Genomic DNA, 24,967 nt, shown 5'->3' with positions numbered 1-24,967 from the left:
TAAGGGCCAATATCAGACTGTAATTAATTTGGCCCTTTATTTTAAATTAAAATTTAACTATCCCCACCTAACACTAACTGACTTTTTGCATAAAATTTTCAACATAATTTATAGGGTCCCAAGATATTTTCGTTTCCCCCACCTCAACGCTACTATATTCATCCTGCATACGTATTGATGCTAAAGAATTAACTAAATAATCTAATTGTTGTTCTACAGAATTGTCATTGATATCAGTTAATATTTTATGGTGAACGACTGTCGGCGCTTGCATGTTTGGATATTGATAAATTTTCACTCTATTGCCATTTTCTGACTCATAGGTATACGTCGTACTATTTTCGATATTATTAGGAGCCTCTCGATAACAGGATGGTTTAAAATTAATAAGGTGAATCGTATTTTGCCCACCAAAATTACTAATATATGCACCACCTTTTTTATCACCATTAATAATAAAAATATTTTTCCCTCCCTCATCATTTAGCATTCCATCAGTGCCATTGGAAATCAATATGTCGTTCCCTTTCCCGCCGTATAGATTGTTTTCCCCCCGGTCACTGTAAAGAACATTATTGCCATCTTTTACTGAAACACTTCCTTCTTGAGCTTGTGCCATCAATACACGCCCATGACCACTTTTATCCCACAACCTTTGGGTTTTCCCTGTATTTTTTAATACTAATTGTCTGAACGGTGAATGCTCATTAACATAAACTTTTTCCGAGCTTTGATCTATAGGTGTAAAATCACTACCAACAAGCGTATTTTTAAATTCATCCATTGGCCGCCAAATAATCAATGGATCTAATTGTTCTATTTTCTGTTTTTGTATACTTAAATGTTTTACTAACTTATCCATATTAGACTGCGCTGAGATGGGAATATGGCTAGGTAATGATTGATAGTGATTAATACTCATTTGAATGCTATCAGTTTGTTTAGAATACTTTATTCTAACTTTACGCGGTGATGATATCGCACTATATACACGGAAACTTACCCCATCCTCAATAATTTCTTGATATTGAGTTGAAAAATGACATAAATGTACATGATTATTGCCGATTTCATCGACAATTGTCGTCATCCCATCACCACGGCTACCATCGATAAGGTAATTGTCATCACCTTCCCCACCTACCAATACATCATTACCAATATCTGATAACATGAGATCACTTTGAATCCCACCATAAACGAAATTATTACCTCCACCACCATAAAGTACATTGTAACCTTGAGTTACCTTAATAATATCATTCCCTTCACCACCATCGACAATAACGCCATCACTATTATTTACTTCAATAACATCATGGCCATTAAGCCCAGCAATAATAGAATTTGGTATTTTAAAGCCAGTAGGAATACGAAGGTAGTCGTCATTATCAGTAGCTGAAGAAACATTTAATACAGATACAATGCTGTGACCACCTTTATTTAGTTCTAGTTGAAATAGATTACTGTTACTATCTTGAATAACAACACTTTTTGACATTGATTCATCATAATTAATAAAATTAAGCGTCAACTTTTTATCACCGAAACGGTTCTTTAGATATAAAGATTGCCGGTCAGATTGCAGTTCATAGCCATTCTCAAAGGGTAATGCAATAATAACACGATCATTTTCGGTATAATTACCCTGTACATTAGAAAAGTCGAATGTAAGATTTCCTTGCACAAACTGCTCGGGGCTAATTTGATAAAGATCACTGCCTTTACTCACCATGATTTGACTATTTCTGTCTACCATTAATAATTGGTCATTCGTGTTACTGCCTTCATAATCTAACTTATTGATCAAACCAATAAAGTTGAATTTCCCCCAATGGGGAGCACTGTATAATCGCTCATCCCCAATAGCGATTATATTTTCAGGCATATTAATTCGTGTCGATTTACCTGTCTTCTTATGTAAGGAATCACTGTCTTGGTGATATGTGACTTCATAAATTTGTTTGTTATCTATAAACTTACCTTTTTCTATATCTTTTAATTGGCTATTTAAGATAAACCCATCTAGTGTACGTAGTCTATATTGATGATTAACTTTTAATGTTCCATTCGCCTCACGATAAACATTTCCCAATGTTAAATTAGCTTGTAAATTATACTTTACAACTTCGCTATTTTTCGCAGTATATTGAGAATAAATAGTGACAACTAAGTTATTGCCAGAAAATTGAATATCTTTAATTTCGTCAAGAGAATAGCCTAAATTAACCTCACTAAAACCGATATCATTTTCTGAAATATTCGCAGTTAAATAAATAAAATCTGTTGGACCTTTAGTCTCATTAAGATAAGTACTCCAATCAAATCGGCGCATGTAGTAATTGTCATTTCCATCACCACCATTAATAATACCAGACTCAAATATCAACTGGTCATTACCTCGCCCACCATTGATAAAGGCGTTACTCGAACCGGCATCAATCACATTATCTGAATTATTTCCTGTAATAAAAAATTTAGTTGAGCGCGAGTTACTTAGCATGACATTATGAATATCACTTAAATAGAGCTCTTTAGAAGCACCATAGTTCAATACTAACTTTGATTTTTCTTTATTTAAATCAATCTCTATAAGACTGTTTATTGGGATATTTGTTATATTTAGGGTATCGTTTCCACCATTACCATCAAAATATAACTTCGCTACTCCGAATTTTGATTGATTATCGATTAATGAAATATTGAAAATATCATTTTTAGCGCCACCTACAAAAAACTTATTACCAGAAACGTAGCTAAAATGGTTGCTCGAATTATTCTTTCCTATGATGATGTCATTGCCGCCACCAGCGTTAAAACTTATATCTTTAGACCTCGGTTTTTCCTCATACTTATAGCCAATATTTATCATACCTTCATAAATAATTTCTGGCTTTTCACTTAATATTCTCTTACTAATTTCTTCACTTTCATTTATGTATTCGTCGCCCATATCATTGATATCAACTTCCCCAGTAATGTCAGGGTGATATATATTTGAATGACTATTTCTTAGTCTAAAAAAACGTACTTCACTTGTTGGTAAGTCAGTAAGTTGTGAAACTAAATTTTTATTTTTTTGTGAACGATACATATCATCAAGTAAGAACTCTCGAGAAAAAACAGAGAGTGTTTGGTTCTCATAACTAGGATTTAAAATTAAAACTTCATTCATACTCTCACTTCCAACTTGTTTAAAAGATAGAGGTGCGACTTTTTTAATTAACTTAAATTTAAGCTTAAAATGAAAATGAAATAAAAAATCATAATTTCCTGTAACTGTACGCCATCGATTTGCTTTTTCATCATAATTTAAGTTTGTGCTAATAAAATCAATTTGTTTTTGAGTATAAACTGGGCCTTTATCATCCATATCAATATGAGAAAAAATATTTGATTTTATTTTTTTGGTAAATTTGGTATCAGTAATAATCCGCCCACTATCCTTTGAATAAATATAATATTTATGCTCAACCTCTAGAATTGGATTTTCAACAAACTGTAAATGTTCTTGAAAACCAGAAAATAATTGAGATGCTTTAAATGCATCTAAGTCTTGTTGCCAATTTCTGTTTTTAAAGTAAGTAATATGCTGTTTATAACTAAAACGATTTAAAATATTATTAGATGGAGATATTCCGAAGGCACCTCTTAGACCTTCCTCTAACCTATCATACAAAACTAATTCCTCACCCAACTCTTCTTCAATTCTTTCAACATTTCGCACACCATTGTAGATTAACCCACCAACTAGTAATGTTGCACCAATGACTAAGCCTATAACAGGAATAACAGATGAACTAAGAATAATTCCAACTATTGTCAATCCAGCAACTACGATATTTGCAATTGATAATGAGCCTGCCACAATTAAATCTTGCCGTATTTTAGGATCAGTTATTTTATCTAACTGTTTAAAAGTTTCATAAGCTTGATAAACATCTAACCCCATCCCAATAAGGTTAAAAATAATAGTTAATCGGGCAGCTAATTGATTTGCCGCATGAAAAGAACCAGCTTTACCATAGGCTATTTTAAGTAAGATTGGTTGTAAAACCATATCACCGTAATTAAAGAAAGCATTAGAACATGCCATATATAGATTTTTTTGAGCCTCTAACCGCTCATATTCACTTAAATTAGGGTCATGGAGCATATCTATTAATTGATAAATACTATTTATCGTCATTAATATACCAGCAGCCCCCATTCCTTGTCCAAAACGATTAGCGATACGAGAATAAACCGGTAATTTAGTCCCGGCTTTATTTAACGATTTAACTATCTCTGGCACTGCATTATCTTTAATAATATTACTATGTTGAATTAATTTGAGTTGCTTCTTCAATACAGCACGTTCTTGAAATGTTGCTCCTTTGGCAATTAAAGTTTGAATTTCATTATCTGAAATAATATTTTTCAGCACTAAAATAAGATTAATATCCTCTTGATTGCCTCCCAAAATAGTAAGTCTACTAGCTAATTGGTTTGCGTCGAACTGAATGTTATTTTTCCAGTCAACTTGCTTTATATGTTCACCATTTAATGGTACCCCATCGATGGTTGCTCCTAATTTATTTAATTGCTCAACCGTAATTATTGTATTTCTAAAGCTAATCTTCATACTTGAAGACAGTAATAATCGTTCATTTATATGATTAATATGCTGTAATTCATTTTGTCTTATTTGTTTAAATTCACGATAAATAGGACTATCAGTATCTATTTGTTGAACGGTCGCCCTACAATCGCTTACACTATCATGCTGAAAACCCACTTTTTGAGCAATTGAAATTTTAGAACCATCTGGTTGTTTAATCGTCTGCATTATATGCTTTTGAAAAATAGACGAAAACTGTGATCGTACATCATTAAAGTGATGACTCGAAACTTTAAATTCCATTCCTGTACTATCGAGTAAACTTAAGTAATATTTCCCATCACTCGAATAGCTTGTTATGGTATAAATAGCTGATTCATTCTTTAAATACGTAATTTGATTATTCTGTAAATTTTGTAAAACATTAGCTATAGATTGATCTTTATAAGTTATTCCCATTGTATCTAGGACAGATAGTTTTCGCTGATAAAAATCATTATAACTTACTAATAACGCATGCTCTTCAGGTGATAATCGATTATATACATACTTATTTTTTAAATCATTTATTGTCATTATAAATTGTTGAAAACTCAGTTCATTACCATCGAGATTATCTGATTGATGAAGTAGACTATAAATGTGATGAATTGATTTATGATCAACTGAAAAAATAGTGGTCGCACTTATATCTGTGTGCGATACGATATTTTCGGTAACTCTTGATAATTGAATTAAATTGTTCTGTTGGTTATTACTGATATCGGCAATTTTCTGTAACGCTTGCTTTAGTGAATGCCCTTTAAATATAACTTTACTTTCATTATAACTCACCAAAAAGCGATCAATTTGCTCATTATATAAATTTAGACTTTGTGGATCGTTAACTAGAGAGAGGACATCTCCTCGATGAAAACCATACTCAGCAGGAAATAATGAATACAATCGCTTTTCTGAAATCTGGCTTAAATGTATTATTTTCTCAGGTTGTAAGCTTAAAAAATCCAAAACATATTTAGTTTCTATTGCCTGTTGTTTTAATGTGATATCTTGATTATCAAGAAATAAATCATTCCACTTATCAAAAGAATTAGATGGACTTGCCATATTAAGAAAATCTTGTACCTTTCTATTTACAATAGGGTCATAAACTGCAATGTTTATTTTATTAATATCTAACTCACCATTTTCCTTACAAAAATATTGAGTTAAATAAGGATGCTCAGATAGAGTTAAATCTGAAAGCACTAATTTCCCTATTGCTACTTCCTCTAGAAAAACGCTAATATTATTTTTGGTTTCTATTGTCTCCCTAGATTCAATTGATGTAACATCAAGCCTTATTCTTTTAGGTGGTAATAATGGTTTATCACTCACTATTACTTCATTACCTATACCTTTATTTAATCTAACATCTGAATCTAAACCATTTAATTTTAAAAATCTAGACAACTCAGAATGAAATTCGGTTTTCATTAGTAATGTTAGTTTTTCTTTTTTATCTGTTAAATGTAATTCAATTTTTCCTGGATCATTAAGTTTATAGCGTTGTTTTAATTTTATTAGCCCACTTGCTAAGTTTTGTTTAAAATTCAAGTCCTCAGTAATATTATCAATTAAAACCCAGTTTTGATTAGAATATTTAGATAGCTTTTCTACATCTCCATACTCTACCATCATTCTTTGAGAATTAGGATTTAATTGAATAATTAGTGTGTTATTTGGGTTAGTTGATGCTAACTTCTCTGCTTGTAACTTACCAAAATCGCCATAACCAGACCGGATAATTACCATGAGATTATCGCTATCAATATCACTGTCAATGCTACTATGAGCTACTTTATTCTCAATTTTTGAGCTATCAACCATTAACCATAATGGAGCTTCTTTTATATCATAACTATCTAAGATTTTTGTAAAGCGTTGGTAAAAAGTGCCATCACCTAGTTTATCGCTAAATTTAACTTCATCAATAAATAACTTATAAGCATCATGATTAAATGCAACTTTCCTTATTAATTCAATATCTATTTTATTATTGTTTGGATTTTTGAAGATCTGCATGAAATCAGACTCACTTTCATTCAGTAACTGCCAAAGAAATAATTCTCCTTTGTGTAATTGTTCAATAAAATAGACAACAGCAGGTTTATCATTAATGAATACTTGTTGAGTTAATTTATCAACAACAAAAAGTAGGCGATGGTCTTTCGTTTCTAAATAATGTCCCTCTCGTCCAATAGGCCAGAAAACTTTTTTTCCAGAAATGGTATTTCCAACTAATCGGTTATAGGCAACTAAAGGCACGTTAAAATCATTTTTCGATAATTCAATACTCGTTTTTAATGCGAAATTTTGATTAACGCCCCCACGTGCTAAATTACAACCAATTAATACGACTTTATCTGGTTGATATTGTGTTAATACACTATTTTTTAAATAAATCATTCCTTCAGAGAATTGTTTTGAGGTACTACCTTCATACAAAGTTTCTTTCTGTGTATATGTATACTGACCATGACCCGTTACAATCCAACGAATTTTCCCTGATATTTTAGCATCCAAGTCACCCTGTAAAACTTTCCATTGTTGGCTTGCAACATCAAATTGTATAACTGTAGTTTTATTTGGGTGTTTCGACATTGCATTAGCGGTTGTTCTACCAATAGTATCATCATAGCCAATTTGAATAACAACATTATGATCAAATTCTGAGGCATTAACCAGTTTAGTATTCTCTTTTGGGAATGCACTTAATTCTTTTTGTGAATCAAAAGGATTTGTCCAGTTATCAATATAATTCGTTAAAGGTGTTTGCTCCCCAACTGCAGGTTTGGGGTGTGGCTCTTTAATATAACTCTGGTAGACATCATTAAAACCAACATCTAGCCTATCAAATGGCTTGCCTAATAATTTATCTATTATTCGAGTTTCAGTAGAAAGTTTACTTAGATCGACATTATTATCTATATTAAATAATTGGTAGTTATCTTCACTTATAAAAATGTCATTTTCTAATTTACTTAGCAATGAAAGATTATTTTTTAATTTCACATAAAGGTCAGCCCCATCAATACAATTTGTGTGTATCTTTATAAATTTACCATCAAAATTCAACTTTAAACTCATTATCTGATTTTGAGGATCATAGCTTTCATAACTGAGCTTATATTTTTTATTTACATCCAAAAAAATGGATACCGCTCTTTCACTTAGTAATCTATTTTTAGTTCTTGCTATATCTTCCGTAGATGAATCAGTTAAATAACCACCCTTTACAGCATTTTTATCAATTGTAAATTCTGTTATGTTAACTTCATAGTCACCATTATCTAAAACAGAAAATTCATAGTTTTTACTGTTAGTTTTAACCTTTTCTTTGAGATAATTGAAAAAATCATCTTGATCATGAAATTTCATCAGTCCAGTATTTGGATCAAAAAATGAATATACCCAACTATTCGATACTGGCTCGTATTTTACTGTGATAGCCATCGCATGAGCTTCACTATTAAATTGATAAAAAACAGTTTTTTTATTTTTTTTTGATAGTTTCATTTCGGACATGAATTTTTCTAGTGAAATAGAATAGCTTTTATTCTTTACATCTGAACTATAGCCTTCATTGTAAATAATACCATGGTTTTTATCCATATCATTTTCACGCAATGATATATCATCCATTATTTTTAGCATTATAGCTTCTATAAAAATAGCAGCATCATCATCTGAAAATTGGTAATTTAATGCTGGCAACCTATCCGAAAAATATTCTTTTAATGTAATGAATTGGGGTTCTAACTCTATCATTTTTCCTTCTGGCGTATTAAAAAAATCCTTACTCTCAAAGAGAGCACTATAATAACGCTCTACTAAATCAATTTGCTTTTTGCTAATATCATCATAAAGACGATCAAACCTATATTCACTATTTTTTTTATTATAATTAATTGTTTCTATAATGTATTCATTAAATTTTCCTCCGGGTGTTATTTTTGGATATTCGTTTTCCGAATAAAATATAGATATACTAACTAACTTATCAATACTCTGCTGGTCACTTACAATATTTTTTATCAACTTATGTAACGATTTTCTCGCATGATACTTTTGAGCATCTATCTCGATTTCAGTCATTTTATTTGAAGAATTATTTTTAGAATTTATTATATCCATATATGTATTTAGCTTATTTAAATATTCTCCCCCTTGACCACTGGCAGAATATCGAAGGAATGATTTAACAAAACCATAGCAATAACCTTCATTTGAAATCCCTCTCCTTTCTCCTTCCTTAGCTAATATTTCTTTTATTTCTTTATTAAACATATTTCTTTGAATATATGTGATAATATCTCGCTGTTGAAAATTAATTTTACTTTGTTTTAAATTCACCTTATGCATATAAAAGTCCTTTTTATTTTAAATAACTAATGGTTCACATTTAGAATAAAAATAACATATAACTATTTAAATTAAAATAAAACAATAAAGATTGAGAATTATTATCATTGTAAGTAAATAAAATCATTAATAATATAAATTGTACGAATTATTAGCTCTATGAGTAGCTAATATAGGTATATCTAAAGCTAATTAAATTTTTTATTTTAACCTTATCAATAACCAAAGAAGTCCCGCAGCACACAATGCCATAATGACATTAAATAAAAGACTAAAACTTACAGCATTACTAAGTTGCTCAAATGCCATTTTGCTTACTGTATGTTGTAGTTTATATTGTAAAATAACTAAAGCTGCCGTTGCACCAATAGCCGCACCAATTTGTTGTAACGTTGCCGTAAAACCAGAAGCCATGCCTACAGACTCCATCTGAACGGTTGATAGCACTAAATTTAGCATTGGAGTCATAATCATCCCTTGCGTGAATCCGATAAAAAATAAACTCAATATCAATTTATTGAAATGAATTAAAGATGACGTAACGTTTATATTCATCATCAAAACGATATAACTAATACCATATAATACAGCCCCCCATAATAAAACTTTATCGCCATATCGGTTTACCCAACTTGGGGTTATGAAAGAGGAAATAACAAAACCAATACTGGCAGGAACAAACATTAAACCTGACTGTAATGGCGTCAGCCCTAACCCATTTTGTAATAGTATTGATAGCAACAATGGGAACGCTGACGAGGTAGCATAAACGCACATAACGATGAACAGACCAATCACAAATGGACGATTATTCAATATTCTTATGCTCAATAAAGGCACTTTTCTTTTTTGTTCTAATTTAATTTCATAATAAACAAATAATGCTATCAACAATAATCCCATAATTAATATGGAAGAACTACTTAAAGCCCATCCCCAAATAGGTAGCATTAAAAAAGGTAATAGTGTTACACCAATCCCACTGCTAGATAAAATAACACCTACCCAATCTAAATTGACCTTAATTTTATCTCCTTCAGATAAGTAATGAGATAAAGCGATAGCTAAAATACCAATTGGAATATTAATTAAAAAAATAGTTCTCCAACTTAATCCAAACAAATTTAAGGTTATTAACCATCCACCGAAAGCTTGTCCTGCAATCGCGGCAAGCCCTAACATCATACCTAAATAACCAAAAGCCTTTTTGGCTTGCTGCTGATCAAAATTAATGCGGATACTTGAATAAACCTGTGGAAATAAAATAGCAGATGATAACCCTTGAATAAATCGTGCTATCACTAATAGCATTGCCGTAGGTGCTAAAGCACAAAGTACCGATGAGAGAATAAAAAATAGCATACCGGCCTGATACAATGTTTTTTTACCAAAAATATCGCCTAATCTTCCCCCTGTGATTAGTAATAAGCCAAAAGCTAATTCATATCCTACAATAATTAATGTCAATTCAGTAAGACTAGCATTTAAAGATTTTTCTATGCTCACAATGGCAACATTAACGACAAATAAATCAAAAATTGTCACGAAACCTGCAAGCAGCAATACAAACAAGGTAATTCCTTGATGTTTATTCATATAATTCTCATTTAGACAGCCCAATAAATGAAGACTATAATAAATTAATTATCCTGCTACAATTTAACTACTTATACTATTACTAAATACAATAGGCTATATGAAAGATAGACAAAGAACTCGTCCTGAACTTGCTGATTTCTTGAAAAATAAGCGTGAAAGTTTATCCCCTGAACTTATGGGATTACCTCGAATAACTCGTAGAAGAACTCCAGGGTTACGTCGTGAAGAAGTTGCAACTCTCGCTGGCGTCGGGTTAACTTGGTATACATGGTTAGAACAAGGACGAGATATTGGTGTATCAACCCAATTTCTTGATAGCTTAGCAACTGCGTTACATTTAAATAGTGCTGAGCGCCAACACTTATATCTATTAACGCAAAATCGTGAACCTATTGCGACTGAAAATACGGAAAGCAATGTTCCCCCTGCAATATCACGAATGATTAAAGATTTTCCTAACGATTATCTTTGCTATGTCTTAAATTTACATTGGGACGTATTAGCATTTAACACACAAGCAGATCATTATTTCCATTTTTCACAAGCAAAATCTCACCGATGTAATTTTCTCTATTTATTGTTTATTGATGAACGTTACCGTGAACGATTTAACCAATGGCCATTAGTTGCTCAGCAATTACTTGCGAGTTTTCGTAGAGATTATGCACGAACAAAAAATAACCCTAATATTAAAAAACTTATTAATACCCTAAATTCTGAATCAACTCTTTTTAACGATTTATGGCATCGACATGAAATTTACCAGCCCTGTACTGGCATACGTGAAATCAACTATCAAAATCAACAGCAAATCTATGATTACAGTTCGCTCACCTTTGATATTGAAAAAGGTAATCGCTTAATAGTTTATATACCAGTGAAAGGACATGAAACAATAGAATAATTGGCTTAGTTTTTAACTTTCATCTTATTTAACTAAAAATCAAACAGATAGTGACAGCAGATTACGCTAATTAAATTTAGACGACCTCCAATAACCAGATATTTGGTGGCTAATGGGACATTGGCATAATCAAAATATTGTTTTTATTTTTAAGGGCAATAAGCCATTTCTTGCGACATTATTTTTATGTATTTTATCATATCTACCCGCAGTAAATTCCTTGAGTAGCATTTATTAATTCTATAACAACTATTATAATTTTAGGTCGTGAGTTATGTGGTCAAAGTCCAATATATCTAATAGTGCATTGCTAGTGTCCTCTCTTCTTTTAACGATAGGACGTGGTGCTACTTTGCCTTTTATGGCCATTTATCTTACCCGTGAATATCATATGGCAATTGATATTGTTGGCATAGCTATGAGTATTGCCTTAACTATTGGTATTTTATTTAGTATGGGGTTCGGTATTTTAGCCGATCGCGTTGATAAGAAACGCTGCATGTTATTAGCGATAATGGCTTTTATTAGTGGTTTTATTGCTATCCCTCTGATGAGTAATGCAATGCTAGTGGTCGTATTTTTTTCCTTGGTTAATTGTTCTTATTCTGTTTTCTCAACTGTCTTAAAAGGCTACTTTGCAGATACACTTTCCGTCGCGCTTAAGGCCAAAATCTTCTCTCTCAATTATACTTTTATTAATATCGGGTGGACAATTGGTCCGCCACTTGGAACCTGGTTATTGATGTATAGCATCAACTTACCTTTCTGGCTTGCTGCAATTTCAGCGACCATACCGATCTTTTTTATTCAACGCTTTGTGCAAAGCATCAAACCTGCACAACATGAAGATGGTAAAGTAAGAGTATGGAATCCCGCAGCAATGCTGCATGATCGCGTTTTAGCATGGTTTATTTTATCGACTTTTCTTGGTTCTTTAGTCTTTGGCTCCTTTATTACTTGGATTTCTCAATATGTCATCACAGTAGCAAATAGCGAATTTGCACAAGCCGTTATCGGAGTCGTATTGCCTGTTAATGCGATTGTTGTTGTTACCTTACAATATACTGTCGGTAAACGTATTAATCCTGATAATCTTAGAAAGTTGATGACGTTAGGTAGTTTATTTTTTGTTGTTAGCTTAGTGGTGTTTATGAATGCAGGTGAAAACTTATATTTATGGGCGTTAGCTTCCTTTATTTTCACCTTAGGAGAACTCATTTACGCGCCGGGTGAATATATGCTAATAGATAGTATTGCACCAGAAGGAATGAAATCGAGTTATTTTTCTGCTCAATCACTCGGATTATTAGGTGGGGCATTTAATCCAATGCTAACTGGGATTGTACTAACTGAATTACCCCCTTATTCTATTTTTATTATCCTTATATTTGTTGCTGTGCTCGCTTGGTTAAGTATGCTAAATGGAATGAGAGTTAGAAAATTACAATCAATTGTAGCAACATCTTAATACTCACCGCTAATTAATGAATCCATGTCCTATGGACTCATTAATTAAAACTCAGCGGGATTGTAATAATTAGAAAAATAATATCATTTGCTTTAGTGAAAAAAAATGTTCTATAAACTTGTTAATTTTAATGTTTCACCTAGTATTTTAATCGCATTTCGTCTTCTTGCAATTAATGGTAACGCATAATTAATACGCAAGTGATTAGCAAAGCATTCACCCGTAGAAAAATGTTCTCCCGTCAAGACCGTGACTTTATTACGGTGTAATATATCTAATAGCTTTCGATTATCGACCGGTAAATGTTCAACCCAAAGTGAAAATCCACCTTGTGGTCTTGATATACGCGTATGTGCAGGAAAATGACTCTCAACCAGCTCCTTATATTGGCACTGTAACTCACTATAATGTTGACGCATTCGGCGTAAATGCAAAAAATAGTGCCCTTCTTTTAAAAAATTGGCCATTACCTGCTGCATAAATACTTCCCCCGAACAATGGGAAAGGTATTTTAAATGCATAACTTTTTCTTTATATTTTCCAGGGATAATCCAACCAGTACGTGTACCGGGGGCTACAGTTTTCGAAAATGAACTGCATAAAATCACATGACCGTCGCTATCAAGTGACTGTATTGTTGATGGCCTTGGATACTCATACGCTAAGCCAGCCAAACAATCATTTTCTATTACTGTTCCATTGAATTTTATGGCAATCTCTAACAATCGTTTTTTATGAGATTCAGGCATGATACAACCCATTGGGTTATTACATGTTGGCGTCACCACAACGGCTTTTACTTTCCAACATTCAAATGCTTCCTCAAGTCTATCAAGATTAATTCCAGTTTCAGGATCTGTCGGAATCTCAATTATTTTACGCCCTAATCCATATAATGTTTGTAATAAACCGGGAAATGCTGGCGATTCAACAGCGACAACGTCATTACCCTGTGTACAAGCTTGCAAAGCAATAGCTAAAGATTGATGGCCACTTGTGGTTGTCACAACATCATCAGGTGTAAATAGTTGACGATCATCCGAAATAATATGGATTTGTTCACGTAATGCTTCTAAGCCTTGTAAGCTATCATACTCAAGTGTCAAGGAATTCTTACGTCGAGCTATCATGCCCATTTCTTGCCACAACGGTTCTAGACTTTTATCTTCAATATTCGGTACTGCACAAGATAAAGATGTCACACCCCGCGTTTCTGAAACGCGTAAAAACCCCATTGTTGGGTTCCATTGCGCTATTTGAACAGGTTTTTGTATATAATTAGCAACTTTAGGTAATGGCGCATGTGTTTTTTCTGGAATGACAAAATAACCTGATTTCGGTACCGCGTAGATCAACTGCACTCTTTCTAACTCGCGATAAGCCAGCTGTGCTGTAGTGATACTCACATCATGAGCTCGACCAATATCCCTAACTGATGGCAATTTTTCACCGCCGAGATACTCTCCACGATTAATTTTATCCTGTAGCATCTGCGCTATTTTTTTATACAGTAACACGCTTAAACCCTTAACTTTTTTGCCGTATCTGTACTGTAATACAAAACAGACTGATTTGATCTGTATTTTGTAAAAAAACTCATCTGTCACTTTTTTATATATTTACACCATGTAATTCTAATTAAAGATTAGCCGACCAACAGGATATTTTATGGAATATGAAAAGAACACAAGTGGCAAGCCTCATACTAAATTTATTTTAACCCAACCTTTGTTTTGGTTATTAAATAAACTTAAAAAATATATAAGGAAAAAATGCCATGAAAAATATAAAGGCCAAAAAATATGAAACATTATTTAAATGGATAAAAATAACTTTCATTAAATTGATGTTTAAAGGTTACTCAGCAGGAACTGCACATTATAATAAATAAAACAAATGAAGAACCACTAACTTTGATACGAAATTTAAATATTTTTTATCTAAGTGCCTATTATGAAAAAATACCTATAATAGGCACTTAATATTAACTATTTTATTTTCTCATCAGATTAAAACCTTTAATTGCTGACTGATGATATTGCTGATTAATAGACGAAGTTAATGATTGCGAAATAGCGGTTAATTCAGTGCCCGCAAGCAATGGAGAACCCGTTTTAAATGGCGGTCTTGGGTCATATTCAATTGCTAACTCGACCAATTGTGCAAATGATGTATCTTTTAATTGCTCTAAAACTAATAACGATGCATCAAAAGAACCCGTAGCAGGACCCGATGTGTAAATATTACCGTCGATGATCACATCGCTTCCAGCAACTGGAATCGCATCAAGATCACTTAACATAGGCACAACATTAGAATTACTCGTCGCCCGACGACCAACAAGTAACCCTGCGGCACCAAGCACTAATGTGCCATAGCATGTTGCAATAACATATTTTGTTTTAGGCACTATGCGCTTAAAAAAGTTTAAGACTTCGATATCTTCAACGATTTCAGGTGGAACCATCCCTACAACTAATACATCTAGATCATCAGGACAATCGTTAAACGTCATTGTTGGCATTGTAGGCCAACCAATATAGCCTTCAACTAACTCTTTTTCTTTCCAAATAAAATGAATTTCAGCAGCCGCAATGGTAAAAACAGATTGTGCACCATTGATATCCATTGGCATAAAACCGGGACTAACAAATATGCCTACTTTCAATGGAGTAGATTGGTTACGTCTTCCCCCGTCAACAAGTTCAATAATAGATTTTGTCGTTTTACCATAAATACCATTCACAATATTCATTATGCTTCCCTATTTTTATACCGAATGGTAAAATAATGGCAGCTATCTAATAATAAGTAAATAATTATCTTACTGAGTGGTACAAAATGAAAAGAAAAGGACGCCCTCGTCGCTACGATAGCGATATTGCGATTAATCACATTACAGAACTATTTTGGCGTAAAGGATATACTGCAACCTCTATGGATGATTTGGTTCTAACCACCGAAATGAATAAACCTAGCTTATACAGCGCATTTGGAAACAAATTTGCGATGTATGAAAAAGCAATTGAACATTTCAGTAAAATAGCCGGAACTCGCTATAGTGAAGCCCTAAATAAACAAAATGACAATGACGATATTTCGCAACGACTACTGCGCTATTTTTTAGTTGGGATTGAATTATATACTGGGAAACATGGGCAATTAGGTTGTATGATCCTTTCTACTGCCTCAGCTGAAGTTGATATTCCAGAAGTACAACAGCACTTAGCCAATGTCATTAAGGCACAGATAAACCAAGTTGCCCTTGCTATTACGCAAGCTTTAATTGATGGAGAACTAAAAGAAAATTGTGATATTGATTTAACCGCACAGCTTATCACTGCAATACTACATTCAATTTCATTAAGAGCTCGTGCAGGAGAAACCGAGGCAAATTTATTCGCTGTAGCTCAAGGCGCCATCGACATGTTAATTAAGCCATTAACTATCTGAATTTAATATGATGACTTGGCCTTCTTGTTGAATTACATCTTGTTCTTTTAGTCTAAATAAAACTTTATCTAAATGACGACGAGAAGTACCTAAAATTGCGGCCAATGTATCTCTAGGTAACCGAATTTGATGACTAGGTAATTGTTCTAGAATATAAAGTAAGTTTTTCTCAATGGAATCTACCGCTGTCATTAATCGTTGTTCTCCATTGATTAATGAACGCTTGGATAATTGACGATTTAACAAAATAGACAAGCGATGGTCTTGAGAAACCCATGATAGAAAACTATTTGATGGAATGCGTATAACACGAGCATCGGTTAGCGCAATTACATCATAATAATAATGTTTTTGTTGGCAGAGAGCTTCCATTTCGCCTAAAAATTCACCGCGATAACACAGTGTTAATGCTAATTCTTTACCATTACCCGCAAGTTTATTCACCACAAACTCACCTTCAATAATAATATAAACAAACTGATTCTCCGTACCCTGATGAATCAATTTATATCCTTCTTGCAGATGGATGGTGCAAAAAGTATTTTTAACTGACGGCGGCGCATGACGAAATAACCAATCAACATTGGGCAATAGCTCTTGTTCACTGAATTTTAACCACAACTCGCGAAAAGGCGTTTCATCTATCATTTTGCCACCTCAGTTATTATCCTAAAATTAATCCAGCAATCGCACCATTCATCAAGTTAGCCAATATTGCAGCGCCAAAGGCTTTAAATGCAATACTGGTTAATTCGCCACGACGCTCTGGGCACATTGCGCCTATTCCGCCAATTGCGATACCAATTGTACCAATGTTGGTAAAACCACATAATGCAAAAGATAAGATGACTTGCGTTTTCACGCTTAATGCTTCACCTGTCGCGGGTAAAATTCCACCATCTAAATAGGGTTGTAGATTAGCATAAGCAATAAATTCATTGAATAAGACCTTTTGACCTAATAATTGCCCTGCAAATTGAGCCTCAGCCCAATCAACCCCTAATAACCAAGCTACAGGTGAAAATAACCAACCAATTAATTGTGTGAGAGAAACTTCATAACCAGTGAAACTCGTTGCCCACATCATGAGACCATCGAACATAGCGATAATTGCTAACAATGCCAATAACATACCCGCAATGTTAAGTGCCATTGTCACACCAGTACTCGCACCTTGGGTTACCGCATCAATGCCGTTACGGTATTCTGATTTCTGCCCACGCATGGAGTCGCCAGTTGTAAATTTATCACTCGTTACCCCTATTTCTGGATAAAACAATTTTGCAAACAGTAATCCTGCCGGTGCAGACATAAAAGAAGCTGCTAATAAATATTCAATTTTCACACCATATTGTGCATAACCTAGTAATACCGTTCCTGCAATAGATGCTATTCCACCGACTAAAATTGTAAAAAACTCTGATGACGATAAATGCTTTAAGTATGGGCGAATAACTAATGGTGCTTCAGTTACGCCAAGAAAAATGTTTGCAGCAGATGACATTGATTCAGCACGAGATGAGCCTAATAAACGATGTAACCCTCCACCGATTAATAAAATAAGTTTTTGCATGATCCCAATATGAAACAATAAAGCGGATAGCGCAGATAAAAAAACGAGAACAGGTAATACCTTGAAAACGAAAATAAAACCATCATTACCCAACAGTTCAAACATCTTATCTGTTGCTAACCCACCCAGTAAAAATTGAGTACCTACTTGCGTATAATCTAATAATGCGGTGACTTTATCTGCCATCCATATCATGACTTGCTTACCCGTAGGTAAATACAACATACAAAATGCAAATGTGATTTGTAATATTAATGCGATGGAAACGAGTCGCAAGTTTATCTTGCGGCGGTTATTAGAGCAAAGGAAGGCGATAAGAAGTATTACCACCATTCCTAACAAACTATTAAGTGTTGACATTAACGTCCTCCGGCTGGTTATTTCAGTTCAAAGGCGTTCAAATACTGGTATTGTTTGTCACTAAGTGTTTCTAAAGAAATACCCATATCCTGTAATTTAAGGCGGGCAACCTCACGGTCTATCTCATCCGAAACCGCGTACAGCTTTCTATCTAGAGTATGCTTAATTAAATATTCAGCTCCTAGTGCTTGCAATGCAAAACTCATATCCATAATTTCGGCAGGATGACCATCAGCACAAGCAATATTGACCAATGCGCCGCGTCCAAGTAAATAAAGAGTACGTCCATTTTCTAAACGATAAGCGTCAATATTTTCACGGGCTTCAAATGTTCCGACATTAATAGTTTGTAAGTCTTTTAAGTTTATTTCATCTTCAAAATGACCTGTATTACAAATGATCGCCCCTTCTTTCATTAAATTAAAATGTACAGCAGTCAACACATCACAACAGCCTGTCGCAGTTACAAAAATATCCCCCACAAGAGCAGCGTCTTCCATTGTCATGACACCAAAGCCGTCCATTTTTGCTTCTAGACCTTTAATTGGATCAATTTCAGTAATAATGACTTCCGCACCTAAGCCTTTGGCTCGCATAGCACAGCCTTTCCCGCACCAGCCATAACCTGCAACGACAACTTTTTTCCCTGCAATCACAAGATTAGTTGTTCGCATGATGCCATCGAATGTAGACTGCCCCGTACCATATCGGTTATCGAAAAGATGTTTGGATTGCGCACCATTAATAGAAATCACCGGAAAATTCAGTTCATTATTTTTCTCACGTGCAATTGCTCTTAATACACCAGTGGTTGTTTCTTCACAGGCGCCAATCACATGGTGCGCATATTCAGGGTATACGCTATGCAATTCGTGCACTAAATCACCTCCATCATCAATGACGATATGAGGCTCACAGGCTAATGTTTCTTTTACAAATTGTTGATATTCTTCAGCACTTGCACCATGAATTGCAAAAGTATTGATGCCACATTTGACCAGAGCAGCAACAACATCGTCTTTAGTCGACATGGGATTACTGCCAGTGACAGACACTTTTGCTCCGCCAGAAACTAATACTTGAGCTAAATAGGCTGTTTTTGCTTCTAAGTGAATAGAAAGTGCAATACGCTTTCCCGCAAAAGGTTTTTCTTTAATAAAACGTGTTTCTAATGCACGCAATAAAGGCATATGAGATTTTACCCATGCGATCTTTTGCTCTCCAGCGGGGGCTAATGCGAGGTCTTTATAGATACTAGTCACCATCATGAATTCCTTAAAATAAGTTCTAATCAAATTAATGACATTGAACATACAAAAGGAATCTTAGTCACAACAGGTCAATTGCCCATTTCAGGTTGAAATAGTGTTAACAAGATATAGTTATTACAAGTAAATATTGTTTCTGATTATTTATCCATGGATTCTTTGAGTAAAAGTGCTCGTTTCCGATCAATTCCCCAACGATATCCTGACAGTGCCCCATCATTTCTCACGACACGATGACATGGAATGGCGACAGCTAACATATTGGCAGCACAAGCACTCGCAACCGCGCGTACGGCTTTAGGTTGTCCCATTTTTTCAGCAACATCCCTATAACTAACAGTTTGTCCTACAGGAATACCTCTCAACACTTGCCAAACTCGCTGTTGAAAGGCGGTACCACGAATATCCAGTGGCATATTGAAACCAATTTCTGGTGCTTCAATAAAACCGATAACATGCGCAATGAGTTGTTCAAATTCAGCATCTCCCCCCATGAGTTCAGCCTGTGGAAATTTATCCTGCAAATCTCGTAACAACTGTTCAGGGTCATCACCTAAAAAAATTGCACACACACCAATCGGACTTTGAGCAATAAGTACATTTCCGAGAGAGCAAACTGCAAGCGCGAAGTAAATTTTAGTACCATCTCCACCCGCCTTCCAATTTTTGGGGGTCATACCCAATCGTTGAGTCGATGTTTCATAGAACCGACTAGTTGAACTGTATCCCACATCATAAATAGCATCAGTGATACTATTTTTTTGTTGTAATTGTTGACGCATTTTCTTATGGCGAAAAGCATCTACATAAGCCTTTGGTGTTAAGCCTGTTTGTGATTTAAATAATCGATGAAAATGAAAACGGCTGATACCAACATGATCCGCAAGTTCAGATAATTTTAAAGACATTTCGTTTTGTTCTATATAGCGGCAAGCTTGTTCTATTTTCTCTTGATAGAACTGCGTCAATTGAGATGTTTCATAACGGCTACGCTTCCCTGAACGATAGCCTTCATCCAATGCTTGTTGTTCATTATCAAAAAACTTTACATTATTTCGATTAGGCAATCGTCCTGCAACTGATGGATGATTATAAATAAGCGATGTTTTTACACCATAAATAAAATAGCCATCAGCGGCTTTATTACGCTCAACAATCGCTTGCCAACGTTGTTCATCGGTTAACCACATATTTTGAATTGTCATAATAAAACTCCTTGCTAGTTTTGTTATTTTCATTATCCAACTCAATGTAAAACAACAAACTCCATCTCTTGCTTTTTAATTCGATTACCCAGTGTAATGCGCCAGCTTAAAACCAAAAATTATTAGATAATAAATACTATAGTGAATAGACATAAAACAAATAAAAAAGACCTTTTTATTTGATGATAAGCTAAGGTTATCAAGATAAAAAGGTCCATTAATTTCAGGTCTGTTTATTATCGTTAGTTACAAGCACAAACTGCGTTTGTTACACCTTTTGTTTTAGAATTTCTGCGAATAATAAGTAAAATAATAGCAACACCAAGGCTTGCAACAATCGTCCCCATAAAACTAATCATGGTATAGCTAGAGCCATAAGACAATACAGCAGCACCAATCGCAGCACCAATGGCATTACCTAAGTTAAATGCCCCAATGTTTACTGATGATGCTAAAGCTTGCGCTCCAGGAGCTGCATTCATTACTAATATCTGAATTGGTGGTACTAAGCCAAAACTAAATATACTCCAAAATGCCAGACCTATACCTGCGCCTACTGCATTAACCGCAATAAATGGGAAAACAGCCATACTTACGGCAAGTAGAATGAAAAGTGCCAACAAAGTACCATACAGTGATTTATCAGCAAATAAGCCACCAATATAATTACCTATAGTAAAACCAATACCAATAATGACTAACATAACCGTAATCATCTGATCAGATGCATGAATAAATTGCATTAACATAGGTGTAATGTATGTATATAAGGTAAACATTGCACTTGCGCCTAATACAGTTGCAAGCATACCTAACAAAACTTCTGGTTTGCGCAAAATACGTAACTCATTTCGCACATTGACCTCACGACCTTGCAAATTATTGGGTAAAGCAAGCACTAAGCCAACTATAGTAACTAATCCGAGTGCTGAGATTAAATAGAACGCTTCTCGCCAGCCCACAGCTTGGGTTAATTTTGTCATTAATGGTACACCGCCGACATTAGCAATTGTTAGCCCCATAAACATCGCAGCAATGGCGCTCGCTTGTTTACCTGGTGGAACGACACTTGCCGCAACGATAGCCCCTATACCAAAAAATGCGCCATGATTTAAACTGGTTACAAATCTTGAAAGTGACAGCGTCACCAAATCAGGAGATGCTGCTGAAAGTAGATTACCAACTGTAAAAATAGACATTAAAAAAATCAAAGCAACTTTAGGCCGTCTTTTGACTAACAATAATGTCATAATAGGCGCACCAATCATGACGCCTAATGCATAAATCACAACAATTGAACCTGCTGATGGAATATCAACATGTATATTTTCTGCAATATATGGCAGCATACCCATTGGAGAGAATTCAGTCGCTCCAATAGCGAAAGCACCTATTGATAACGCTAAAAGTGCAGTATTAATCTTCATCTAACAACCCTATTTTAAATAAACCATTCAACTAAATTGATGTGGCTGATTTTTTCATATTGTATGGCAATGAAAAAGCCGTTATGGTGGAAATAACTTTTGCCGGAAATGCAATAATGAAAATTACATTTGAAGAACTACAAGCATTTATTAGTGTGATAGATAGCGGTTCAATAACCGCAGCAGCAGAACAACAAGGAATGACGATATCAACCGTAAGTCGCGCTCTGTTACGCTTAGAAGAAAAAATGGAAACAACTTTAATTTACCGAACTACACGGAAGATTAAACTCAGTGAAGAAGGTGCTGCATTTTTGCAAAAAGCGAGAGAGATAATTAACCTAGCACAAGAAGCTGAAGAAATGCTCTCTGCTCGTCAATCAATTCCTTCAGGTAAATTGCGCATTGATGCTTCAACACCTTTTGTCACGCATGTCATAGCCCCTTTAATACCTATATTTCATGAACGTTATCCGCAGGTTGAGTTAGAAATAAACAACTATGAAGGCGTCACTAATTTATTAGAAAAAAAAATAGATGTTGCGTTTAGAATCGGTACGTTAAAAGATTCATCATTAAATGCAACCTTATTAGGTTATAGCCAACAACGATTAGTTGCTAGCCCTTCTTATCTTGAAAAACATGGTATTCCACAGAACGTTGAACAACTCAAACAACATTGTTTATTAGGCTTTACACATCCCGATTCTTTAAATACTTGGCCAATAAAAAACAGTGCTAACGAATTATTAAAAATTACACCCGATATTGCCGCTGCAAGTGGTGAAATACTTTTTCACCTTGCTGTTCAAGGAAGTGGAATTTTATGTTCAGCTGATTTTGTTACTATGGATGCTTTTGCTCAAGGTCAACTTGTTCAAGTGCTGGGAAATGAAACTATCGTGATGAAACAAGCTATTAATGCTGTTTATTATCGAAATCAAGCTGTTTCACCACGACTCCGCTGTTTTATTGATTTTGTGAAAAAGTATTCAAAAAAAATTGAGCAAAGCTAAAAAATGATAAATTATCTGAGCTATCATCACCTTATCTGTTTTTTAAAACCCGATAGAGTAATACCTGTATGCCGTTTGAAATAACGACATAAATATGAAGTATCTTCAAAATTTAGTCGTACAGCAATTTCTTTTATTGATAATGTCTCAATCTCAAGTAGTGCTTTTATTTCTAATATCACCTGCCTATCGATTAAAACCTTAGGTGAGTCTTTAAAGAAATTTTGGGTTATTTGAGACAAGTAAAATGGTGTAATTGATAATTTTTCAGCATAAAACTGAACATCTCGATGTACCTTACTATGTTGCGTAATTAAATCCCAGAAACGCCAGCATAGCTGTGTTTTTCTGCTATAACCTTCATGTTGTTTTACATCTAGTTGCTTAGTGTTATTCGCAATTTCTAAAAATAAATTTTGCATATGGTTACGTAACTGTAATAACCAATATTCTTTTTTTTCTTTAACAATATACATCATTAAATTCTGCCATTGAGACAACATTTCTATTTTATTATTTAGAATCTTAATAACAGGTTGCTTATTAAAGAAAGCAAATAAAAAATTAGGTAATTGAAATGCAATATCTGTGGAGAAGTTCTTATCCAACAATAAATAGTCTACAAGAAAATGCTGTGATTTTTGTTGCAGTATAGCGAAGGTATCATCATATAAAATCACGATATCATTTTTACGAACAATGTAGTTTTTAAAATTGATATTAAAAATTGCATAACCTTGTTTACAGATAATAATGGTAACATACGCTAACGAAAGCGGTATTCCTTGCAACTCATCCAATGACGATTGACCAATACTAACCACTTTTGGCACATGAAACTGATGCTTGTAACACCTTAACATACATTTTCCTCTTTCTAATGCATCCTCATCAATAAATCATATCATTAGTTGTTAAAAGTACCCAAACCAGCAAGGTTTTACACTTATATACTGCAATAAAATACCTAAAATAGAGATGAACAATTAAATAATACCTAATTAATAAGGAAACCATTATATGATTCTCTACACCGATAGGTTAGTACTGCGCCCATGGCAAGAAACTGATGCTGAAAATTTATATTTGTATGCTAAAGATCCTCAAATTGGTCCCATTGCTGGTTGGCCGCCACATCAAAGCGTAAAACAAAGCGCCGAAATAATTCGAACTATTTTTATGCGAGATGAAGTTTATGCAGTTACCTTAAAAGAGGATAATTTGGCTATAGGGTTAATTGGCCTCTCTATGAGTCAAGATAGTAATTTTCCTATCGGTGCTAATGATGCAGAAGTCAGCTATTGGATTGGTGTTCCGTATTGGGGAAAAGGCTTAATACCTGAAGCGATATGCGAAATAATACGTCATGGCTTTAAAAATTTAAAATTAGATAACTTATGGTGCGGTTATTTTCAGGAAAACCAACAATCAAAAATTGCTCAAGAAAAATGTGGTTTCAAATATTACATCACACTTGAACCACAGTTTATCGAATTGATTGATGAAACTAAAACCCAAAATATTAGCCGTATAACTTACAGTGAGTGGCTCAATTCAAAATAATTATTACTATTGATTTATTTTTAAGCTCAAAGCCATTTTACGGTGGCTTTTTTCCTTCCTATATCACTTCCCTTACATAACTTAAATTGTTTACCCTCATAATTTTTGCCACAATACGCTACATTTT

At 34.0% G+C, this 24,967-nt stretch carries 15 protein-coding genes; 5 read left to right on the top strand and 10 right to left on the bottom strand.

Translation table 11 applies throughout. From position 1 onward, the window contains the following. Window positions 1–73: 73 nt before the first annotated feature. Together ACTH6U_RS02455 and ACTH6U_RS02450 are read right to left on the bottom strand one after the other, a co-directional pair. The gene (locus ACTH6U_RS02455; protein WP_441831509.1) at window positions 74–9,004 is read right to left on the bottom strand and encodes a C80 family cysteine peptidase; all 8,931 of its coding nucleotides are present in this window, start codon (window positions 9,002–9,004) and stop codon (window positions 74–76) included. Window positions 9,005–9,205: 201 nt separating this feature from the next. Beyond that, window positions 9,206–10,600 (bottom strand): MFS transporter, encoded by a 1,395-nt coding sequence (locus tag ACTH6U_RS02450; protein WP_441831508.1) that lies wholly within the window; start codon window positions 10,598–10,600, stop codon window positions 9,206–9,208. 100 nt (window positions 10,601–10,700) lie between these two features. Here ACTH6U_RS02450 and ACTH6U_RS02445 point away from each other — a divergent pair, with 100 nt between their 5' ends. After that, window positions 10,701–11,507 carry a helix-turn-helix transcriptional regulator gene (locus ACTH6U_RS02445; protein WP_441831507.1) on the top strand — a complete coding sequence of 269 codons (807 nt, stop codon included), beginning with the start codon at window positions 10,701–10,703 and terminating at the stop codon, window positions 11,505–11,507. A gap of 274 nt (window positions 11,508–11,781) precedes the next feature. Beyond that, window positions 11,782–12,975: an efflux MFS transporter YdeE gene (gene ydeE, locus ACTH6U_RS02440; RefSeq protein WP_441831506.1), complete on the top strand. Its 1,194-nt coding sequence runs from the start codon at window positions 11,782–11,784 to the stop codon at window positions 12,973–12,975. 110 nt (window positions 12,976–13,085) lie between these two features. On the opposite strand, the gene ACTH6U_RS02435 is transcribed toward ydeE, so the two are convergent. Beyond that, window positions 13,086–14,492 (bottom strand): aminotransferase-like domain-containing protein, encoded by a 1,407-nt coding sequence (locus ACTH6U_RS02435; RefSeq protein ID WP_294103765.1) that lies wholly within the window; start codon window positions 14,490–14,492, stop codon window positions 13,086–13,088. A gap of 476 nt (window positions 14,493–14,968) precedes the next feature. Beyond that, the gene (locus tag ACTH6U_RS02430; RefSeq protein WP_294103763.1) at window positions 14,969–15,730 is read right to left on the bottom strand and encodes a DJ-1/PfpI family protein; all 762 of its coding nucleotides are present in this window, start codon (window positions 15,728–15,730) and stop codon (window positions 14,969–14,971) included. Window positions 15,731–15,816: 86 nt separating this feature from the next. Between ACTH6U_RS02430 and ACTH6U_RS02425 the strand changes: the two genes are divergently transcribed. Further along, complete coding sequence (locus ACTH6U_RS02425; RefSeq protein ID WP_336429132.1) at window positions 15,817–16,428, top strand: TetR/AcrR family transcriptional regulator; 612 nt, start codon at window positions 15,817–15,819, stop codon at window positions 16,426–16,428. On the opposite strand, the gene ACTH6U_RS02420 is transcribed toward ACTH6U_RS02425, so the two are convergent. The 5 genes from ACTH6U_RS02420 to ACTH6U_RS02400 form a co-directional block, all read right to left on the bottom strand. Beyond that, complete coding sequence (locus ACTH6U_RS02420; RefSeq protein ID WP_294103759.1) at window positions 16,417–17,076, bottom strand: Crp/Fnr family transcriptional regulator; 660 nt, start codon at window positions 17,074–17,076, stop codon at window positions 16,417–16,419. The genes ACTH6U_RS02425 and ACTH6U_RS02420 overlap by 12 nt on opposite strands. Before the next feature lie 16 nt (window positions 17,077–17,092). Next, on the bottom strand, window positions 17,093–18,361 hold the full coding sequence (locus ACTH6U_RS02415) for a NupC/NupG family nucleoside CNT transporter (RefSeq protein ID WP_434718954.1): 1,269 nt from the start codon (window positions 18,359–18,361) through the stop codon (window positions 17,093–17,095). A gap of 17 nt (window positions 18,362–18,378) precedes the next feature. Next, complete coding sequence (locus tag ACTH6U_RS02410) at window positions 18,379–19,629, bottom strand: adenosylhomocysteinase (protein WP_441831505.1); 1,251 nt, start codon at window positions 19,627–19,629, stop codon at window positions 18,379–18,381. 140 nt (window positions 19,630–19,769) lie between these two features. After that, complete coding sequence (gene ada / locus ACTH6U_RS02405; RefSeq protein WP_441831504.1) at window positions 19,770–20,834, bottom strand: bifunctional DNA-binding transcriptional regulator/O6-methylguanine-DNA methyltransferase Ada; 1,065 nt, start codon at window positions 20,832–20,834, stop codon at window positions 19,770–19,772. 242 nt (window positions 20,835–21,076) lie between these two features. Next, entirely contained in the window at window positions 21,077–22,261 is a 1,185-nt protein-coding gene (locus ACTH6U_RS02400; protein ID WP_294103751.1) for an MFS transporter, read from the bottom strand. Between the two features lie 116 nt (window positions 22,262–22,377). Here ACTH6U_RS02400 and ACTH6U_RS02395 point away from each other — a divergent pair, with 116 nt between their 5' ends. Beyond that, window positions 22,378–23,277 carry a LysR family transcriptional regulator gene (locus ACTH6U_RS02395; protein WP_294103749.1) on the top strand — a complete coding sequence of 300 codons (900 nt, stop codon included), beginning with the start codon at window positions 22,378–22,380 and terminating at the stop codon, window positions 23,275–23,277. A 26-nt stretch (window positions 23,278–23,303) separates the two neighbouring features. On the opposite strand, the gene ACTH6U_RS02390 is transcribed toward ACTH6U_RS02395, so the two are convergent. Next, window positions 23,304–24,140 carry a helix-turn-helix domain-containing protein gene (locus tag ACTH6U_RS02390; protein ID WP_441831503.1) on the bottom strand — a complete coding sequence of 279 codons (837 nt, stop codon included), beginning with the start codon at window positions 24,138–24,140 and terminating at the stop codon, window positions 23,304–23,306. Between the two features lie 157 nt (window positions 24,141–24,297). On the opposite strand from ACTH6U_RS02390, the gene ACTH6U_RS02385 reads away from it, so the two are divergent. Beyond that, window positions 24,298–24,840: a GNAT family N-acetyltransferase gene (locus ACTH6U_RS02385; RefSeq protein ID WP_441831502.1), complete on the top strand. Its 543-nt coding sequence runs from the start codon at window positions 24,298–24,300 to the stop codon at window positions 24,838–24,840. Window positions 24,841–24,967: the final 127 nt, after the last annotated feature.

It is taken from the genome of Providencia sp., assembly GCF_052096715.1.
Lineage (GTDB): Bacteria > Pseudomonadota > Gammaproteobacteria > Enterobacterales > Enterobacteriaceae > Providencia.
This window is presented reverse-complemented; position numbering and strand designations above follow the sequence as displayed.

Excerpts from the sequence above, each read along its gene's own strand:
- ACTH6U_RS02455 (WP_441831509.1), bottom strand. The coding sequence starts at position 9,004 with ATGCATAAGGTGAATTTAAAACAAAGTAAAATTAATTTTCAACAGCGA.
- ACTH6U_RS02450 (WP_441831508.1), bottom strand. The coding sequence starts at position 10,600 with ATGAATAAACATCAAGGAATTACCTTGTTTGTATTGCTGCTTGCAGGT.
- ACTH6U_RS02445 (WP_441831507.1), top strand. The coding sequence starts at position 10,701 with ATGAAAGATAGACAAAGAACTCGTCCTGAACTTGCTGATTTCTTGAAA.
- ydeE (WP_441831506.1), top strand. The coding sequence starts at position 11,782 with ATGTGGTCAAAGTCCAATATATCTAATAGTGCATTGCTAGTGTCCTCT.
- ACTH6U_RS02430 (WP_294103763.1), bottom strand. The coding sequence starts at position 15,730 with ATGAATATTGTGAATGGTATTTATGGTAAAACGACAAAATCTATTATT.
- ACTH6U_RS02425 (WP_336429132.1), top strand. The coding sequence starts at position 15,817 with ATGAAAAGAAAAGGACGCCCTCGTCGCTACGATAGCGATATTGCGATT.
- ACTH6U_RS02420 (WP_294103759.1), bottom strand. The coding sequence starts at position 17,076 with ATGATAGATGAAACGCCTTTTCGCGAGTTGTGGTTAAAATTCAGTGAA.
- ACTH6U_RS02415 (WP_434718954.1), bottom strand. The coding sequence starts at position 18,361 with ATGTCAACACTTAATAGTTTGTTAGGAATGGTGGTAATACTTCTTATC.
- ACTH6U_RS02410 (WP_441831505.1), bottom strand. The coding sequence starts at position 19,629 with ATGATGGTGACTAGTATCTATAAAGACCTCGCATTAGCCCCCGCTGGA.
- ada (WP_441831504.1), bottom strand. The coding sequence starts at position 20,834 with ATGACAATTCAAAATATGTGGTTAACCGATGAACAACGTTGGCAAGCG.
- ACTH6U_RS02400 (WP_294103751.1), bottom strand. The coding sequence starts at position 22,261 with ATGAAGATTAATACTGCACTTTTAGCGTTATCAATAGGTGCTTTCGCT.
- ACTH6U_RS02395 (WP_294103749.1), top strand. The coding sequence starts at position 22,378 with ATGAAAATTACATTTGAAGAACTACAAGCATTTATTAGTGTGATAGAT.
- ACTH6U_RS02390 (WP_441831503.1), bottom strand. The coding sequence starts at position 24,140 with ATGTTAAGGTGTTACAAGCATCAGTTTCATGTGCCAAAAGTGGTTAGT.
- ACTH6U_RS02385 (WP_441831502.1), top strand. The coding sequence starts at position 24,298 with ATGATTCTCTACACCGATAGGTTAGTACTGCGCCCATGGCAAGAAACT.